This is a genomic window from Pararhizobium sp. O133 (genome assembly GCF_051669845.1).
In the GTDB taxonomy this organism is placed as follows: Bacteria; Pseudomonadota; Alphaproteobacteria; order Rhizobiales; family Rhizobiaceae; genus Pararhizobium.
The window spans coordinates 2196229-2214148 of sequence record NZ_CP196426.1 but is presented as its reverse complement, the minus strand read 5'-3'; the positions used below and the strand labels follow the sequence as shown (position 1 = coordinate 2214148).

Here is a 17920-nt window from a genome sequence, read left to right as displayed (position 1 = left end):
TTCGCGGATGCACAATAGTGCCCTTCCCCCTGAAACGAAACCGCCGGGGCAAGAATTTCATGCCCGGCGAGCATCGAGTAGCGCGCCAAACGTCTTCAGATCGACATTGCCGCCGCTGAGAACCATGCCGACACGCTTTCCCTTGCAGGCCAGAACACCGTGCATCACGGCAGCGGCAGCCAGGCACCCGGTCGGCTCGACGATGATCTTCAGCCGCTCGGCAAAGAAACGCATGGTCTCGATGAGTTGTGTGTCGCTGACCGTCAGGATGTCGTCGACATCCTGTTTCAGGATCGGAAAATTGTGCCGCCCGATGGCAGTGGTCAGGGCGCCGTCGGCGATCGATTTCGGCACGGGAATGGTGACGATCTCGCCCTTTTGCAGCGATTGCCGTCCATCGTCTCCGGCCTCCGGCTCGACTCCAACAACTTTGCAGCCGGGCGCCAGGGCGCGGGCGCTGAGCGCGCTGCCGGCAAGCAAACCGCCGCCTCCGAGCGGCACGACGAGATAGTCGATCGCGCCGACCTCCTCGATCAGTTCCGCCGCCGCAGTGCCCTGCCCCGCAATGACGTCGGCATAATCGAAGGGCGGAATGATCGTGGCGTTGCGCTCGGTCGCGATCCGCCGGGTGATGACCTCGCGGTCCTCGGTGTAGCGATCGTAAAACACCACCTCCGCGCCGTAGCCACGGGTTGCCGCCACCTTCATCTCCGGCGCATCCTTCGGCATGATGATAACGCATGAAATCCCGTGCAGCCGGGCTGCATAGGCGAGCGCCTGCGCGTGATTGCCGGACGAAAAGGCGACGACGCCGTTGGCGCGCGCGGCCGGGTCGAGAGCGGCGACCGAATTGTAAGCACCCCGGAACTTGAAGGCTCCGGCCCGCTGCAGGTTTTCCGCCTTGAAGAACAGGCTGGCGTCCGCCATCGCATTCGCGGTCTTCGAGGTCAGGACTGGCGTGACATGCGCCACGCCGGCAAGGCGCCGTTGCGCTTCCTTGACGTCGTCGAAGGTTGGAATTTTCAGATCGCGTTGAACTGTCGACATATCCATCCCTGGCCTCCGGTTGTCGCCGCATGTTGATGTCAGGTCATCAATTCGCGCGGTTGCGGCATCCGACGCAAGGAAACAATTGTCACCGTGACGCTTCAGTCGAGCGCGATATAGCCGATGCCCTTCTTGCCGATCTCGTCCATCGACTCCTCGTAACCCGCATCCGCATAACGGATGACGCCGAGCGAGGTGTCGTTGGTGAGCGCGTGGGTGAGCCGTTCCACACCGGCCTCAGTGCCATCGGCAACGACGGTGACGCCGCAGCTGGTCATGTAGCCGGCATAACCGCCGCCACCGGAATGGACGACGACGAGATCAGCCATGGAGGAGCAGAGCAGCATGGCGTCGAGCAGCGGCCAGTCGGCGATCGCATCCGATCCGTCCTTCATCCGCTCGGTCATGATATTGGGATGCGCCATGGCGCCGGCATCGAGATGGTCGCGGGAAAAAGCGATCGGCCCCTTGAGCTCGCCGGATGCGACCAGCCCGTTGACGGCGACGGCAAGCTGCGTGCGCTCGCCATGGCCGAGCCAGGCAATGCGGGCCGGCAGGCCCTCGAACGGCACATTCTCGCGCGCCAGCCGGATCCAGTTGGTGACGATCTTGTTGTCCGGAAACATGTCGAGCAGCAGATCGTCGATGCGGGCAATATCGCTTTCCTCGCCCGACAGGGCCATCCAGCGGAACGGGCCGATGGCACGGGCAAACAGCGGACGCAGATAGGCCTCCGTAAAGATGCGGATGTCGAAGGCATTGGCGACGCCGCCCTCGCGCGCCTGGGTGCGGATCAGGTTGCCGTTGTCGAACACCTCGGAGCCCTTCTCCTGGAATTCCAGCATCGCCTTGACATGATCGACGATCGAGGCGCGGCTCGCAGCCATCAACTGCCCCTGTCCGTCGATCCGTAGCCGCTTCACCTCCTCAGGACTCATGCCCTTCGGCACATAGCCGTAGACGAGGTCATGGGCCGAGGTCTGGTCGGTGACGATATCCGGCACGATGCCGCGCCTGGCGATTTCGGGATAAAGGGCAGCGGCATTTCCGACGAGGCCGATGGAGGTGGCCCGCTTTTCCCTGACCGCCTGATCAATCATCGCTAACGCCGTATCGAGGTCGGGGGCGATTTGCTCAAGATAACCGATCGCCTTGCGCTTTTCCGCGCGCACCGGATCGATATCGATGCACAGGATCGCGGCCCCGGCCATCCGGCCCGCCAGCGGCTGCGCGCCACCCATTCCGCCAAGTCCGGCCGTCAGGATGAAGCGTCCGGCGAGATCGCCGCCAAACCGGTTTTCGGCGATGCGCATGAAGATTTCATAGGTGCCCTGGATGACCCCCTGGCTGCCGATATATTGCCAGGCACCCGCCGTCAGCCCGCCCCAGCAGATCAACCCCTGTTTCTCCAGCTCATAGAACACCTCGGCCTTCGCCCACTGGCCGACAATGTTGCAATTGGCCATGATCACCAGCGGCGCTTTCGCGTGGGTCTTGAGCAGGCCCACGGGCTTGCCGGACTGGATGACCAGCGTCTGGTCCTCGTCCATCTCCAGGAGCGTCCTGACGATCGCCCGGTGGGACGCCCAGTTGCGGGCAGCCTTGCCGAGCGCCGCATAGACGATCAGGTTGTCCGGATCCTCACCGACGGACAAAACATTTTCCATCAGGCGCAGCAGGGCCTCCTGCCGCCAGCCTTTGGCGCGCAGCTCGGGACCGCCGGGAATCGGGAAATTCGGGTGACGGGGATTGGGCTTCGGCATGGCGGTTTCCTTGCGTTAGTTGACTTTCGGGCAAGACATGCCCCTCACCCTGGCCCTCTCCCCGCCTGCGGAGAGAGGGGACGACCGAGTTTGCCGCTTGTCCCTTCTCCCCGTTTTACGGGGAGAAGGTGCCCGCCATCCTTCCGAAACAAGAAGGGGCGGATGAGGGGCAGCTCAAACCTCGACCGAAAGCGCATACTTCGCCAGTTCGATCCCCATCGCCTTTTCCACCGACGGATAGACGCTCGGATCAAGCACGCTGGAGGCGAGCGGAATGACGGTCTTGGGAACATGCAGCACGAAGATCGTCATGCCGACCTGCAACTGACCGACACTCAGCGGCTCGCCGTCCGTCGAAAGGGTCGTGATGACATCCGGGAAGGTCGCCAGCCGCGCGCCGCCGGCATTCTCGACGGCCATGTATTCGTTCATGACGTGGAGTACCGTGGAGTCATCGCCCTTCCCCAGAGTCACCGTTCCGATATCGAACGCCTCCTTAGTGTAGACGACGGATTTATCGGTGATGACACCCTCAGCCAAGATGGTGCCCTTGGTGGTTTTCGCGATCGTATCGATGATCGCAGCGCCCCCCTTGCCTTCCGCCGCGATGATCGCCTCACCCAGAGTCAGGGCGAGCGAAATGCCGCCAAGCGCCGCGTTCTTGCGGACATAGGATGCCCTGAGCGGATTGCGGCAGGAGGCGATGAAGCCGCCGGACATGTCGGAGGCGGTGCGCAGGATCGGCGACACTTTCGCGGTCGCGCCGCGCACGACGAGTTCGATATAGCGGTTCTCGTCGCGATTGCCACCGACCGCCGTCTGGATCATCTGCTCGGGCGAACCGGCCATGCCGATCGAGCCCATATCGCCGGTCGGATGCGCGCGCATGTCGCCGACGGCATCGAGAACCTTGGTGCCGAGAATGGCCGATGGCAGCCAGCCGTTCAGCGTCGAGGACTTGCCGTTCTGGCCGACCATCAGGGCCGACACCTTCTCGCCCAGCGCGTCCTGCAGCAACTGCACCGCCTTGATATAATCGACCCCACGCATTTCCCAAGGCGTGGTCGAAGCCGGTGCGCCGATGGCAGCCGCCGTCGCCACCCAGTCGTCGTTGGACAATTCGTCGATCGAGACCAGTTCCGGCTTGCCGATCGAGACAGCCGCATAGCCCAGCATGCGCCCGTGGTCAGCCCAGCCGCCGCCGCCGGCCGCATAGACCGAACCGCCCTTGACCGCCGCTTCCACGTCTTTTTCAGTCAGTATCCGGCCCATCAGAGCTCTCCCTGCAAATCGGTATCCAGTTTCCGCACGGCCTCGAACAGGACAGCTGTCCCGAGCGCGATATCGTCATTGTCGGCCCATTCGTCCGGCGTGTGCGAGCGCCCCTCCCGGCAGGCGATGAAGATCATCGCGGCCTTCGAAATCCGTGCCATCCAGGCGGTGTCATGGCCCGCACCGGATGCCATCCGGCGATGTCTGGCACCGACACGCCCGCAGGCCTCTTCGAGATTGCGCATGACAAGCGGATCGGCCGGTGTCGGAAAATTGTCCGAAATGAGTTTCGGCGATGCAATTGTCACGCCGGTGTCGCGCTGGATATCGACGGCAAGCTGGTCGATATCGGCAATGAAGCGCTCCATGTCCCGCCGCAGTTCGGCCCGCGCATCGATCAGGATGCGGGCACGCGACGGCACGACATTGGCGGCATTCGGCTCGATCGAGAATTCGCCGACGGTGGCCGTGAAATGCCCGTCGCCCTTCGAAAACTCTGTTCCCAGCCGCTCGACCTCGGCGACCAGACGCGCGGCAGCCGTTAGCGCATCGCGCCGGCGTCCCATCGGCGTCGTGCCGGCATGGTCGGCCTGGCCTTCGAACAAGATCTCGATACGGGTGATCCCGGCAATGGCGGTGACGATGCCGACATCGCAGCGCTCCGCCTCCAGCACCGGCCCCTGCTCGATATGCAGTTCCAGAAAGGCCTTGATATCCGATCGCTTCTGCCGAGCAAGTCGCGAGGGATCGCCGCCGGCATCGATCATGCCCTGACGCAGAGTGAGTTCCCCTTGCGTCCGGCTCAGCCAACCGTCCGGGATCAGTCCTGCCAAGCCACGGCTGCCGATGCAAGAGACGCCGAAGATCGACACCTCCTCGGCAAGGAAATCCACCACTTCAAGATCGTGATCCAGCCGGATGCCCGCGTCGTTCAACGCCTGCGCCACCTCAAGCGCCGCCGCGACGCCGGCGATACCATCGAACCGGCCGCCTTCCGGAACGGTGTCGGAATGCGAGCCGAGCATGATCGTGCCAAGCCCGGCCTTGCGACCCTTGCGACGGCCGATCAGGTTGCCCGACGCATCGATCCGCGTTTCGAGGCCTGCCGCCTTGAAACGTTGCTCCAGGAAGGCGCGGCCTTCGAGAAAGATCGGCGTGAAGGCACGGCGCGTGTAGGGCCGGTCGGGCTCGGTGATACGGGCGAGGCCCTTGATGATGTCGGCGATGCGGGCCGCATCGACTGGCAGATTGGTCTCGACTGCCGCCATCAGACGGCCTCGCGCAACGGCAGGCTGGCGAGCGGGCGCACGAACTGGCCGGAACCGGGCGTCGCGAGCACCGTCTTGCCATCAAAAACCAGCGTGCCGCGATTGTAGGTCGATGCCACCCGCCACGGCATGCGGATGCCATTATAGGGCGACCAGCCGACGACGTTGTTGCCGCTTTCCGCCGCGTCGTAGGTGTAGGCTTCCGGCGTAAGCACGGTGATATCCGCGTCCTTGCCAATTTCGAGCGCACCCTTCCGGTGATCGAGCCGGAAATGCCGGGCGGGATTGAGCGCCATCAGTTCGGCCGCGCGGGTGAGCGGGATGCCGCGCTCCAGCGCGCCCTTGACGAACAGCGGCACCATGACCTCCAGCCCCGGCACGCCGGAGGCATTGGCCAGCATATCCGGATTGGTCTTGCGGCTTTCCGACCAGCTGACGTGATCGGTGGAAACCAGCGTCACCGTGCCGTCCGCCACATGCCGCCAAAGCTTCTCCACCTCGGCGCGCGGCCGGATCGGTGGATTGATCTTTGCCTTGCCACCGAGCCGCTTCACATCGTTCTCCTCGTCGAGAACGAGATAATGGACGCAGCATTCGATCGTGGCGCGGAACCCTTGTGCCCGGTAGGCGGCGGCGATGTCGTAGCCGCGGCCGACGGAGCAGTGGACCACATGCGCCGGACAGCCGGTGGCAGCCCCCGTCTCATAGATCTGGTTGGTCGCCAGAAGCTCGGTCAGCGGAGGCCGAGATAGGCCGTGGGCACGGTAGTCGGTGATGCCGGAGGCCTTCACCTTTTCGATCGCGGCACGCACCGCCTCGTCATCCTCGTTGTGCACGCCCGCCGTCAGCCCGGTCGGTGCGATGGCGGCGAAGCAGGCTTCCAACAGAGCGGCCGGAATGCGCGGGAACCGCTTGGGGTCGGTGCCGAAGGTCGAGAACTTGAAGGCGGCAACGCCGGCCTCGACCATTTCGGCAATACGGGCCGGTCCCTCCTCGGGGTCGACCGTGCCATAGAGCGCGAAATCGACGCGGGCCTGTGGCGCTGCCTGGTCGATCTTGCGCTGCACCGCCACCGCCGAGCAGACGAGATTGCCTTCGTCATAGGGCATATCGACGATCGTCGTCACGCCACCGGCCGCTGCCGAGCGCGTCGACCAGATGAAATCCTCCTGATCCTTCTGGCTCAGCGAGTGCACCTGCGCATCGATAGCGCCGGGCAGGATCAGCGCCTTTCCGAGATCATGGCGCTCGCGTGCGGCGGGCATGGCACCCTGGCCGACAAAGGCGATCTTGCCATCACGGACTGCCACATGGCCGCTTTCGACAATGCGATCCGGCAAGACCACGGTACCCTTCAAAACCAGGTCAAAATCAGACATCCGCGTATTCCTTGAATTATGTGCCGAGGGCGAAGAAATCGTCGAATTCAGGCATCGGGGCGGCCGCGATCAGCGTCGTGAGCAGCTTTTCACAGGCGAAATCGTGATGCAGCGCCTCGATCTCCTTCGATAGCGGCCGATCCTTGAGATAGATCGGACTGACGGCCCGCACCCGCTCATAGGCGATCTGCGTCACCCCCTGTGGCTTGTCACCGAGAAGATCGATCGCCTGGGCCGACAGCATGGCCTCGATCGCCGCCATCTGCCGGAGGTCGCGCACCTGGGTTTCCATGCGCTCGACGATCAGCGGCAGGAAGGTCGCTTCCTCCTCCAGCCCGCCGGCAACGACGATCGATTGGGCAGAGAGCGGCACGGCCAGCGACTGGACGCGCATGTAGAGTTCCACGGCCAGCTTCATCAGAGGCCCGAGCCCGCTCGCCACTTCGCCCGGCGCCACGAGATTGATCGGCAGATTGCGCCGCACCCCGTTGGAGAGCAGAACGCAGCGGTTCAACACATTGCGCGCCACATGCGAGAAGGCGATCTGCGCCGTCTCGATATAGAGCGTCGTGGTCAGCGGCAGCGATGCGCCGGAGGCATGAACCTGGCCGCCGAGCACTACCGGATTGTCATCCGAGAGATAGGTCGCATCGACCAGCCGCTCGGCCGCCACCAGCAGCGTATCGACGACGGCGCCAAACACCTGGGCGGTCATGCGCAGGCTGAGCGGATCATGGATCGCCGTCGGCAGGGGCCAGTCGACACAATCGGACTGGCCATAGAGCCAGGATCCCACCAGCGCCTCACCGCGCGTTCCAAGCGTCGCGGCAACCCGCCAGGGATCGGCGGATGCCCCGAGCGCCAGCGACGACATCAATCCGGTGGTCATCAGGACGCGAATGGCAGACGCCGCCTCGCGCATGACGTCGGCTGAGGCGGCAAAGGCGGTCGCATTGACGCTGAGCGCCGCTAAGGCATCGCGCGGCTGCATCTGGAACGGTTCGAGGCCGGCGCGGCGAAGCGCTTCACCGGCATCCAGCAACTCGCCTTCGAAGAATGCCTCACCGGTGCCGGTCAGCACGGAGGCCACCTGCCCCATCAGGCCGATATCGGCGCATCCGATCGAGCCATGCCGATGCACGGCCGGTACGACGCCGCGCTCCAGAAGCGCCAGAAATGCCCTGACCAGATCGACACTGCAGCCCGTACGGCCACCAAGCGCCGTGTTGATGCGGATCGCGATCGCCTTGCGCACGATAGCCTTGGAAAACAGCGGCCCGGTGCCGAAATGATGGGCCTTGACCAGCGCCGTATTGAACTCGCTGAGGTTATCGATGGTCCAGAGCCGGTCCTTCATCGAACCGACACCGGTATTGGCGCCATAGACCGGCAGGCCCATGGCGATCCGGTCGGCAATGACGGTATGGGCAGCATTGACACGTGCATAGGAATGATCGGAAACGACCGGAACGACTTGGCCCGAGCCGATTTTTTCCAACGCGGAAAAATCCAGCGGGTTGCCTGTCAGAAAAATGGTTTTCACCGATGCATGCATGCTTTGACTCACCTTGTTGATCGCATGCTATGCCCAATCCCGCTCTCTGTGATATATCCCAAAAACGAAACGCATGATGCATAACTCCGTACAAGCTGGATCGTGAAGGACCTGATGGAAATCGCCACCCTTGCCCTCGTTCACGCCGTCCTGGAAGAGCGCGGCATTCGCAGGGTCGCAAAATCCAGCGGCCGGCCGGCTTCCAGCGTCAGCGCGGCATTGAAGCGCTTCGAGGCGGCGATTGCCGTGCCGCTCGTTCGCCGTGAACGCGGAACGCTGGTGCCGACGCTCGAAGCGCAAAGCCGGATGGCGGATTTGGCGGCGGCAAACCGGGCCATCCGCTCCCTGCTGTCGCTCGGAAGCGCTCCTCTTTCCGACACGACACCGTCTATCAGCCTCGCCGCGCTCGATCGTTTCGTCACCGTGGCGCGCAGCGGCAGCATCCGTGGCGCGTCAAAAATCTCCGGCACCGGCCAGCCGCAGTTGACCCGGCAGATCAGCGAGTTGGAGCGCGATCTCGGCTACGATCTGCTCATCCGTTCGCCGTCCGGCATTACCTGCACGCCGCACGGCCTCGCCGTCATCACTCTTGCCGAGGACCTGCTGGACATCTGGCGGCGGCTGTCGCGGGCATCGAGCGACCGGTTCCGCCGTGCGGCGGCGACCTGGCGGTTCGGCGCGGTCATGCCGCTCGGTCCGGAAAGCGAAATCGCCCGCATGCTGGCGGCACTCACCGCCGAATGGCACCGCGCCCGCCCGCGCCAGCCGCTGTTCGTTTCCAGCACGACGGCAGACGAACTGATCGCCGGATTGAAAAGCCGCCGCTTCGACGTTGTGCTGCTCGATCTCGAAACATTCCCGTCCGAATTCGAGGGCAAGCTGATCTCGCGTACGCCGCTGGCGCTGGCCGGCCAGGCCTCCCTGCTTGCCCGCCATGGCGACGATATCCGCAGCCTGCTGCAATCTCACCCGATCGCCGTGCCGAGCCTGAAAAGCGGTTTGCGGCAGCAGGCAACCCATTTCATTGAGGCGACCCTGACCGACCAGGAGCGCAACCGACTGACGCTGACCGAAGTCGATTCCATCCCGGTCATCCTCAATCTGGTGACGGATCATGGTTACCTCTCGGTGCTCCCGGAAAGCTCGGCCGCCCGCGTGCGCAACGCACCGGCGATGCTGCGGCTCGGCTCCGGCTACATGCAGAGCCTATCGATGGCCTGGCAGAAGAACGCACTCTCAAGACAGGTCGCGGAAGAGATGCTCATGATGATGACGGGAGACCGGACGATCAGGTTTGGACCCAAGGCCGAGTGATTTTCTTCCTCCACAACACTCAGCAAACCTCTGATCCGGTTCACGAATCCGCCACCCCTGAATCACCGCATGAACCCCTTGAATCAAACTTTGAGCTTCAGCCGCCTGCGGGTCTCGCTCGGGCTTTCGCGGTAATGCGCGCGGTAACTGCGGGAAAAGGCCGAGGAGGAATTGAAGCCGGTGGCCGCAGCGATATCGGCGAAATCGGCGCGCGTCTCGATCACCTTGCGCCGGGCGGCATTGAGGCGAAGCGCGAGGTAATGGGCATGCGGCGCCACGCCCATCGTCTCCTGAAACAGGTCCTGCAGATGGCGAGCGCTGACGCCAGTACGGCGCGCCAGACGAGTGAGCGTCAGCGGCGCATCGACCGTCTCCTCCATCAGCTTGACGGCGGCATCGACTCGCGCGTCGAGGATGCGCATGTTGCCGATCGTCGGAACCTGCAGCAAGTCCCCGCGCGTCCGCTCCTGCTCGTAGATGAACAGCCGCGACACTTCGAGCGCCAGCGAATAGCTGTGCTGGCGACGGATGAGTTCCAGCATCAAGTCAAGCGTCGGCAGCGAACCGCCGGTCGTGATCCGCTTGCCGTCGATGACGAAACGTTCGCGCACCATGGTGATCTGCGGATAGGCCGTGGCGAAATCCTCGAAATCCTCCCAGTGGTTGGTGGCCGAGAAATTGTCGAGCAAGCTGGTTTCGGCCAACATCCAGGAGCCGGCCTCGATCCCGGCCATGACTTCGCGGTGGCGGGCGGTGCGTGACAGGAGCATCTTCAGCTGCGTCGTCGCATAGGCCCGCCAGTTGTAGCTCGACAGCACGAACAGGGGGGCGGTTTCATTCTGCGGCCGGAAAGGCCCCGAAACCGGAATGGGAATGCCGCTTTTCGTCTCGATCGGCTGGCCATCCGGGCTGTAGACGGTCCAGCTGTAGAGCACCTTTCCTGCGATCCGGTTGGCGGCGCGCAGTGGCTCGATCACCGATGCAACCAGGATCAGGTTGGTCTCAGGAACCACCAGCAGATCGATATGCTGGGTTTCCTCCCTCGGCATGAGCATGACAGCCTCTCCATCCCATAATTCTGGAAATGTATAATACACATCCGAAAAGGAAAAGCAGAAGTCGAATTCTTGGATCGTAATGGGGACAAGAACAAGGGGAGGCTTTTATGCCACTGAGCATGAATCGCGACGTTTTCATCACCTGTGCCGTCACCGGATCCGGCGATACCGCCGGCAAGTCGCCGCATGTGCCGAGGTCGCCGAAGGAAATCGCGGCGTCTGCCATCGATGCCGCCAAGGCCGGCGCCGCCATCGTGCATTGCCACGTCCGCGATCCGGAAACTGGCGCACCGAGCCGCCGCAACGATCTCTACAGGCAAGTGACCGATCTGATCCGCTCAGCCGATGTCGATGTCGTTCTGAACCTGACCGCCGGCATGGGCGGCGACCTGATTTTCGGCAATGTCGAAAGCCCGCTGCCGCTCAATCCCCAAGGCACAGACATGGCCGGCGCCACCGAGCGTGTTTCCCACGTGGCCGAATGCCTGCCGGAAATCTGCACGCTCGATTGCGGCACGATGAATTTCTCGCTCGGCGACTATGTGATGACCAACACGCCGTCGATGCTGCGTACCATGGCCAAGATGATGACCGATCTCGGTGTCCGTCCGGAAATCGAAGCCTTCGATACCGGCCATCTCTGGTTCGCCAAACAGCTTGTCGAGGAAGGCCTGATCGAGGATCCGGTCCTCATCCAGCTCTGCATGGGCATTCCGTGGGGCGCGCCCGACGACCTCAACACGTTCATGGCGATGGTCAACAACGTTCCGAAGAACTGGACCTTCTCCGCCTTCTCGATCGGCCGCAACGCGCTCGCCTACCCCGCTGCGGCGGTGCTTGCCGGCGGCAATGTCCGCGTCGGCCTGGAAGACAATCTCTATGTCGGCAAAGGCCAGCTCGCCACCAACGCCCAACTCGTCGAAAAGGCTGTTGGGGTGATCGAAGGCATGGGCGCCAAGATCATCGGCCCGGCCGAGGTGCGTGAGAAGTTGAAGCTGACGAAGCGGTAACAGGTTCGGAGGAGCGAACCCCCTCACCAAGTGCGCCCAGCGTTCGACTGCGTCTCGCGCGGGCCTACTATCCTCTCCCACAAGGGGAGAGGTAGGGTGCCACAATCACCGCTCCTCATGTGAGGCGAGAAGGTGCTGCAGGTTTTCCTCTCCCCTTGTGGGAGAGGATACGAAGGCCGGGTGAGACGCAGTCGAACCCTTGGCCGAAGTTGGTGAGGGGTAATCGCCGCTCATGCGACGCCAAAGATAAAAACGACAAGATGGGAACAACCATGACCAAAATCACCAAGGCGGCCTGTATTGGTGGCGGCGTTATCGGCGGGGCCTGGGCGGCCCGTTTCCTGCTGGCCGGCATCGACGTCGCCATGTTCGATCCGCATCCCGAAGCAGAACGCATCGTCGGCGAGGTGCTTGCCAATGCCGAGCGCGCCTATGCCATGCTGACCATGGCGCCGCTGCCGAAAAAGGGCACACTGACCTTCGTCAAAAGCATCGAAGAAGCAGTGCAAGGCGCTGACTGGATTCAGGAAAGCGTGCCCGAGCGCGTCGAACTCAAGCGCAATGTCATCACCCAGATCGACGCTGCCGCCGATCCGAAAGCGCTCATCGGCTCTTCCACCTCCGGCATCATGCCGACCGATCTGCAGCGCGACATGAAACATCCCGAGCGCATGTTCGTCGCCCATCCTTACAACCCGGTCTACCTGCTGCCGCTCGCCGAGCTCGTCGGTGGCGCAAAGACCGCGCCCGAAACACTGGAACTCGCCAAGGCCCGTCTCGCACCGATCGGCATGAAGGGCGTCATCCTGAAGAAGGAAATCGAAGCCTTTGTCGGCGACCGCCTGCTCGAAGCCATCTGGCGCGAGGGCCTGTGGCTGATCAAGGACGACATCTGCGACACCGAAACGCTCGATGACGTGATCCGCTATTCCTTCGGCATGCGCTGGGCGCAGATGGGCATGTTCGAGACCTACCGCATCGCCGGTGGTGAAGCCGGCATGCGCCACTTCATCGCCCAGTTCGGTCCCTGCCTCTCCTGGCCCTGGACCAAGCTGATGGACGTCGTCGATCTCAACGACGAACTGGTCGAAAAGATCGCCAACCAGTCCGATGCCCAGTCGGGTGCCTACGGGTTCCGCGAACTCGAACGCATCCGCGACGAAAACCTCGTCGGCATCATGCAGACGCTGAAGGGGTCCAACGACGGCAAGGGCTGGGGTGCCGGCAAGCTGCTCGCCGACTTCGAGGCGCATCTCTGGAAGAACGCCCCGACGCCGGACGCCAAGGCGAGCGCCGAACCGCTCAAGCTGCTTGAGCCGAAGGTCCATCCATCGTGGGTCGATTACAACGGCCACATGACCGAATTCCGCTACAGTCAATGCTTCGCGGATGCCGCCGACGCACTGCTGCGCCTGATCGGTGTCGACATGGATTATGTTGCCGCCGGACACAGCTACTACACCGTCGAATCCCATAACCAGTGGCTGGACGAGGCCAAGCTTGGCGATGCGCTCGAGGTCACCGCCCAGATCCTGCCCTCCGATGGCAAGAGGCTGCACACCTATATGTGGCTGCACCGCGCCTCCGACGGCGCGCTGCTGGCGACCTGCGAGCACCTGATGCTGCATGTCTCGTCGAAGGAAGGAAAGGCAGTGCCGCCGCTGCCCGAGGTGCTGGCGAAGTTCAAGCCGCTGGCGGATGCGCATGCTGGCCTGCCTGTGCCGGCGAATGCCGGGCGCGTGGTTGGGCAGAGGCGGTAGCGCGCTTTTTTTGAGTTTGCCCCTCATCCGGCCTGTCGGCCACCTTCTCCCCGTCGAAACGGGGAGAAGGGACAAGAGGCAAACTCCGTCATCCCCTCTCCCTGCAAGCGGGGAGAGGGCTAGGGTGAGGGGCAATTCTGGAGGGGAGTTGCCTTACAAAAATACGAGGGAGCATACCATGCATTTCGCACTGACCGAAGAACAGCAGATGATCGTCGATACCGTGCGCGGTTTTGTCGAGACCGAAATCTATCCGCATGAGAACGAGGTCGAGCGGACCGGCGTCGTGCCGAAGGAACTCGGTCAGGAGATCGCGCAAAAGTGCAAGGATCTCGGTTTCTTCGCCTGCAACATGCCGGAAGAAGTCGGCGGCGCCGGTCTCGATCACCAGACGTTTACGCTGGTCGAGCGCGAACTCGGCCGTGGCTCGATGGGCCTCACCGTTTTCTTCGGCCGCCCTTCCGGCATCCTGATGGCCTGCAACGCAGAACAGCGCGAGCGTTACCTGATCCCCGCCGTCAAGGGCGAGAAATTCGACGCGCTCGCCATGACCGAACCGGATGCCGGCTCCGACGTGCGCGGCATGAAGTGTTTTGCCAAACAGGACGGCGACGACTGGATCGTCAACGGCACCAAGCACTTCATCAGCCATGCCAATATCGCCGACTTCGTCATCGTCTTCATTGCCACCGGCGAGGAAGAAACGCCGCGCGGCCCGAAGAAGAAGATCACCTGCTTCCTCGTCGATCGCGGCACGCCGGGTTTTGAAATCCGGAATGGCTATGACAGTGTGTCACATCGTGGCTACAAGAATTGCATCCTGAATTTCGACGATTGCCGCCTGCCCTCGTCCGCGATTCTGGGCGAAGTCCACAAAGGTTTCGACATCGCCAATGACTGGCTCTATGCCACCCGCATCACGGTCGCCGCCACCTGTGTCGGCCGTGCCCGCCGGGTGTTCGACTATGCCCTGCCCTATGCGGCCGAGCGCAAGCAGTTCGGCAAGCCGATCGGCGCCAACCAGGGTGTTTCGTTCAAGCTCGCCGACATGATTACCGAAATCGACGCCGCCGACTACCTGACGCTCGCCGCCGCCTGGCGCCTCGACCAGAAACTTCCCGCCAACCGCGAGATCGCCTCGGCCAAACTCTACGCCTCGGAAATGCTCGCCCGTGTGACTGATCAGGCAATCCAGATCTATGGCGGCATGGGGCTGATGGACGACCTGCCGCTCGCCCGCTTCTGGCGCGATGCCCGCGTCGAACGCATCTGGGACGGCACGTCGGAAATCCAGCGGCATATCATCAGCCGCGACCTGCTGCGGCCGCTGGGGGCGTGAGGATGATGGTGATTGTGAAGCAAAAGACCCCTCCCCAACCCCTCCCCACAAGGGGGAGGGACTTAACCTGCCGGGACCTCCCGCGTCCCAATTCTTTCAGCGTAAGCCGAGCTTATGGACTGCGCACGAAAGGTGCGGCATCCAAGCCCCTCCCCCTTGTGGGGAGGGGTTGGGGAGGGGTTTTGCCCTTGGGAGCCCAATCATGACCCGCTCCCTCGACCGTCTGATCCGCCCGAAATCCATCGCCGTTTTCGGTGGCAAGGAAGCGCGCCGGGTGATCGAGCAATGCGGCAAGATGGGCTTCAAGGGCGAGATCTGGCCCGTCCACCCCAAGCTTGACGAGGTGCTCGGCCATAAATGCTACCGGTCGGTCGCCGATCTTCCCTCAGCGCCCGATGCCTCCTTTGTTGGCGTCAACCGCCAACTCACCATCGACATCATTGGCGAGCTTTCAGCGCGTGGCGCTGGCGGTGCGATCTGCTACGCCTCCGGTTTCCGCGAGGCCGTCAGCGAACTTGCCGATGGCAACGACCTGCAGGAAGCGCTGGTGGCTGCCGCCGGCGACATGCCGATCGTCGGGCCGAACTGCTACGGCTTCATCAATGCTTTAGACGGCGCCCTGCTCTGGCCCGACCAGCACGGCATGCTGCGGGTAGACAAGGGCGTGGCGGTCCTCACCCAATCGTCCAACATCGCCTGCAATATCTCCATGCAGATGCGCGGCCTGCCGCTCGCCTATATCATGACGGCGGGAAATCAGGCGCAGACCGGTCTTTCGGAACTCGCGATCGCTGCACTCGAAGACCCGCGTGTTACGGCTGTCGGCCTGCATATCGAGGGCTTCGACAGTATCGAAGCCCTGCAGCGGCTGGCGGCGCGTGCCCGTCAATTGAAGAAGCCGGTTGTCACGCTGAAGGTCGGCAAGTCGGAGGCAGCCCAGCTCGCCACCGTCTCGCATACCGCCTCGCTTGCCGGCAATGACGCCGTCTCAGGCGCCGTGCTCGAACGCCTCGGCATCGGCCGCGTCGAGACGCTTCCAGAACTTCTGGAAACGTTGAAGCTGCTGCACCTGCATCCACCGCTGAAAAGCTTCGACGTGTCCTCGATGAGTTGCTCCGGCGGCGAAGCCTCGTTGATGGCCGATTCCGGCGTCAAGCGGAAGACGGTGTTCCGTGCGCTTAAGGAAAGCCAGCGGCAGCCGCTGCGCGAAACGCTAGGCGACATGGTCACGATCGCCAATCCGCTCGACTACCACACCTTTGTCTGGGGCAATCTCGAAAAGCAGACGCGCGCCTTTACCGAAATGATGAAGGGCGATTATGCGCTGAACCTCATCGTTCTCGATTTCCCCCGTCAGGATCGTTGCGACGCCGCCGACTGGAACACGACCTGCGATGCGGTCATCGCCGCCTCTAAAGCCACCGGCGCGGTTGCCGGCATCGTCGCCAGTCTTGGCGAAAACATGCCGGAGGAAACGGCGCTATCGCTGATGGCATCGGGCGTCGTGGCTTTTTCGGGTATCGACGGGGCGCTGGCCGCCGCCGAAATCTCGGCCGGCATCGGCGCCATCTGGGCAAAGCCTGCGCCGCAGCCACTCCTCTCGGCAATTCCGGACAGTGGCGAGATCGTGACGATCAGTGAGAGCGAGGCAAAAGCCGAACTCGCCAAATTCGGCCTCGTCGTGCCGATAGGCAAGGTGGCGCTGACTGCGAGCGAAGCGGCGGACGCCGCCGAAGCTCTCGGTTTCCCGGTCGTCCTCAAGGGGCTTGGCGTCGCGCACAAGACCGAAGCCGGCGCAGTCAAGCTCAACCTCGGCGACCGGCAGGCTGTGCTAGACGCGGCGGATGCCATGAAGGATGTCGCTTCCGGATTCCTGGTGGAAAAGATGATCGCCAAACCGGTCGCCGAAATCATCGTCGGTGCCTTGCGCGATCCCGTGGCCGGTCTCGTGCTCACCATCGGCGCCGGCGGAATTCTCGTGGAATTGCTGGAAGATTCGGCAATCCTGACACTGCCGACCACACCGGAAGCCATCAGCGCCGCGATCGATGGCCTGAAAATCAGCAAGCTCCTTGACGGCTATCGTGGCGGTCCGAAAGGCGACGTTGCGGCGCTCAACGCGGCTGTCGCTGCTGTTGCATCCTATGTCGCTGCAAACGCTTCAAAGCTCGAAGAACTGGATATCAATCCTATCATGGTCTTGCCGCAAGGGTCTGGAACCGTTGCGGCCGATGCCCTGATCCGTCGAAGGAAATGACGCCTATGACCGGACCTATCAGAACCCGCCGCGAAGGCGCCATTCTCGAAGTCACCATCGACCGGCCGAAGGCCAATGCGATCGATCTGGTGACTAGCCGGATTATGGGCAAGATCTTTGCCGACTTCCGCGACGACGACACGCTGCGGGTGGCGATCATCACCGGCGCGGGAGAAAAATTCTTCTGTCCGGGATGGGACCTGAAGGCGGCGGCCGACGGCGACGCTGTCGACGGCGACTACGGGATCGGCGGCTTTGGCGGCATGCAGGAACTGCGCGATCTCAACAAGCCGATCATCGCTGCCATCAACGGCATCTGCTGCGGCGGCGGGCTTGAAATCGCGCTCTCCACCGACATGATCCTGGCTGCCGAGCACGCAACCTTCGCACTGCCCGAAATCCGCTCCGGCACCGTCGCCGACGCAGCCTCGATCAAGCTGCCGAAGCGCATCCCCTATCACATCGCCATGGACATGCTGCTCACCGGCCGCTGGCTGGATGCGACGGAGGCCCATCGCTGGGGCTTCGTCAACGAAATCCTGCCCGCCGACAAACTGATGGAACGTGCCTGGGAGCTTGCCCGCCTGCTCGAAAGCGGCCCGCCGCTGGTCTATGCCGCCATCAAGGAAGTGGTGCGCGCAGCCGAAGGCAATGATTTCCAGACGACGATGAACAAGATCACCAAGCGCCAGTTCAAGACGGTCGATATCCTCTATTCGAGTGACGACCAGCTTGAGGGTGCCAGAGCATTTTCGGAAAAGCGCGATCCGGTGTGGAAGGGGAAATAGAGCGGAAGGACAGGGTGAAAGACCGCCGCGCGTCGTCGATGCCTGCGGCAAACTACCATAAGCCTGACTTATGAAAAATGCTGAATTTTTCTATCAATACAGGGTATCGT

General features: G+C 62.9%; 13 protein-coding genes. 6 read left to right on the top strand and 7 right to left on the bottom strand.

The window, feature by feature from the left end; all coding sequences use genetic code 11:
* Positions 1-57: 57 nt before the first annotated feature.
* The 6 genes from ACST81_RS10610 to ACST81_RS10585 all read right to left on the bottom strand — a co-directional run bounded on the left by ACST81_RS10610 (position 58) and on the right by ACST81_RS10585 (position 8284).
* Complete coding sequence (locus ACST81_RS10610) at positions 58-1053, bottom strand: threo-3-hydroxy-L-aspartate ammonia-lyase (RefSeq protein WP_438753149.1); 996 nt, start codon at positions 1051-1053, stop codon at positions 58-60.
* Between the two features lie 95 nt (positions 1054-1148).
* A complete protein-coding gene (locus tag ACST81_RS10605; protein ID WP_438753148.1) occupies positions 1149-2810 on the bottom strand; it encodes a urocanate hydratase in 1662 nt (553 codons plus the stop codon).
* A 174-nt stretch (positions 2811-2984) separates the two neighbouring features.
* Positions 2985-4082 carry a DUF917 domain-containing protein gene (locus tag ACST81_RS10600; RefSeq protein WP_438753146.1) on the bottom strand — a complete coding sequence of 366 codons (1098 nt, stop codon included), beginning with the start codon at positions 4080-4082 and terminating at the stop codon, positions 2985-2987.
* Entirely contained in the window at positions 4082-5350 is a 1269-nt protein-coding gene (locus tag ACST81_RS10595) for a Zn-dependent hydrolase (protein WP_438753144.1), read from the bottom strand. The genes ACST81_RS10600 and ACST81_RS10595 overlap by 1 nt, the downstream gene beginning before the upstream one ends.
* Positions 5350-6729 (bottom strand): dihydroorotase, encoded by a 1380-nt coding sequence (locus tag ACST81_RS10590; RefSeq protein ID WP_438753142.1) that lies wholly within the window; start codon positions 6727-6729, stop codon positions 5350-5352. The genes ACST81_RS10595 and ACST81_RS10590 overlap by 1 nt, the downstream gene beginning before the upstream one ends.
* Before the next feature lie 16 nt (positions 6730-6745).
* Complete coding sequence (locus ACST81_RS10585) at positions 6746-8284, bottom strand: aromatic amino acid lyase (RefSeq protein WP_438753140.1); 1539 nt, start codon at positions 8282-8284, stop codon at positions 6746-6748.
* 114 nt (positions 8285-8398) lie between these two features.
* On the opposite strand from ACST81_RS10585, the gene ACST81_RS10580 reads away from it, so the two are divergent.
* Positions 8399-9598, top strand: a complete 1200-nt coding sequence (locus ACST81_RS10580) for a LysR family transcriptional regulator (protein ID WP_438753139.1) — start codon at positions 8399-8401, stop codon at positions 9596-9598.
* 83 nt (positions 9599-9681) lie between these two features.
* On the opposite strand, the gene ACST81_RS10575 is transcribed toward ACST81_RS10580, so the two are convergent.
* Positions 9682-10653 carry a GlxA family transcriptional regulator gene (locus tag ACST81_RS10575; protein WP_438753137.1) on the bottom strand — a complete coding sequence of 324 codons (972 nt, stop codon included), beginning with the start codon at positions 10651-10653 and terminating at the stop codon, positions 9682-9684.
* A 110-nt stretch (positions 10654-10763) separates the two neighbouring features.
* On the opposite strand from ACST81_RS10575, the gene ACST81_RS10570 reads away from it, so the two are divergent.
* From ACST81_RS10570 to ACST81_RS10550, 5 genes are all read left to right on the top strand, one after another.
* Positions 10764-11666 (top strand): 3-keto-5-aminohexanoate cleavage protein, encoded by a 903-nt coding sequence (locus ACST81_RS10570; protein WP_438753136.1) that lies wholly within the window; start codon positions 10764-10766, stop codon positions 11664-11666.
* Positions 11667-11938: 272 nt separating this feature from the next.
* Entirely contained in the window at positions 11939-13426 is a 1488-nt protein-coding gene (locus ACST81_RS10565) for a carnitine 3-dehydrogenase (RefSeq protein ID WP_438753134.1), read from the top strand.
* 178 nt (positions 13427-13604) lie between these two features.
* Positions 13605-14765, top strand: coding sequence for an acyl-CoA dehydrogenase family protein (locus tag ACST81_RS10560; protein WP_438753131.1), 1161 nt, complete (start codon positions 13605-13607; stop codon positions 14763-14765).
* 202 nt (positions 14766-14967) lie between these two features.
* Positions 14968-17022, top strand: coding sequence for an acetate--CoA ligase family protein (locus tag ACST81_RS10555; protein WP_438753129.1), 2055 nt, complete (start codon positions 14968-14970; stop codon positions 17020-17022).
* A 5-nt stretch (positions 17023-17027) separates the two neighbouring features.
* On the top strand, positions 17028-17810 hold the full coding sequence (locus ACST81_RS10550) for a carnitinyl-CoA dehydratase (protein ID WP_438753127.1): 783 nt from the start codon (positions 17028-17030) through the stop codon (positions 17808-17810).
* The last annotated feature ends 110 nt before the right edge of the window (positions 17811-17920 follow it).

Bases quoted from the DNA above. Each gene is read 5' to 3' on its own strand.
- ACST81_RS10575 (WP_438753137.1), bottom strand. From the start codon at position 10,653: ATGCTCATGCCGAGGGAGGAAACCCAGCATATCGATCTGCTGGTGGTT.
- ACST81_RS10580 (WP_438753139.1), top strand. From the start codon at position 8,399: ATGGAAATCGCCACCCTTGCCCTCGTTCACGCCGTCCTGGAAGAGCGC.
- ACST81_RS10610 (WP_438753149.1), bottom strand. From the start codon at position 1,053: ATGGATATGTCGACAGTTCAACGCGATCTGAAAATTCCAACCTTCGAC.
- ACST81_RS10590 (WP_438753142.1), bottom strand. From the start codon at position 6,729: ATGTCTGATTTTGACCTGGTTTTGAAGGGTACCGTGGTCTTGCCGGAT.
- ACST81_RS10600 (WP_438753146.1), bottom strand. From the start codon at position 4,082: ATGGGCCGGATACTGACTGAAAAAGACGTGGAAGCGGCGGTCAAGGGC.
- ACST81_RS10560 (WP_438753131.1), top strand. From the start codon at position 13,605: ATGCATTTCGCACTGACCGAAGAACAGCAGATGATCGTCGATACCGTG.
- ACST81_RS10570 (WP_438753136.1), top strand. From the start codon at position 10,764: ATGCCACTGAGCATGAATCGCGACGTTTTCATCACCTGTGCCGTCACC.
- ACST81_RS10595 (WP_438753144.1), bottom strand. From the start codon at position 5,350: ATGGCGGCAGTCGAGACCAATCTGCCAGTCGATGCGGCCCGCATCGCC.
- ACST81_RS10565 (WP_438753134.1), top strand. From the start codon at position 11,939: ATGACCAAAATCACCAAGGCGGCCTGTATTGGTGGCGGCGTTATCGGC.
- ACST81_RS10605 (WP_438753148.1), bottom strand. From the start codon at position 2,810: ATGCCGAAGCCCAATCCCCGTCACCCGAATTTCCCGATTCCCGGCGGT.
- ACST81_RS10585 (WP_438753140.1), bottom strand. From the start codon at position 8,284: ATGCATGCATCGGTGAAAACCATTTTTCTGACAGGCAACCCGCTGGAT.
- ACST81_RS10555 (WP_438753129.1), top strand. From the start codon at position 14,968: ATGACCCGCTCCCTCGACCGTCTGATCCGCCCGAAATCCATCGCCGTT.
- ACST81_RS10550 (WP_438753127.1), top strand. From the start codon at position 17,028: ATGACCGGACCTATCAGAACCCGCCGCGAAGGCGCCATTCTCGAAGTC.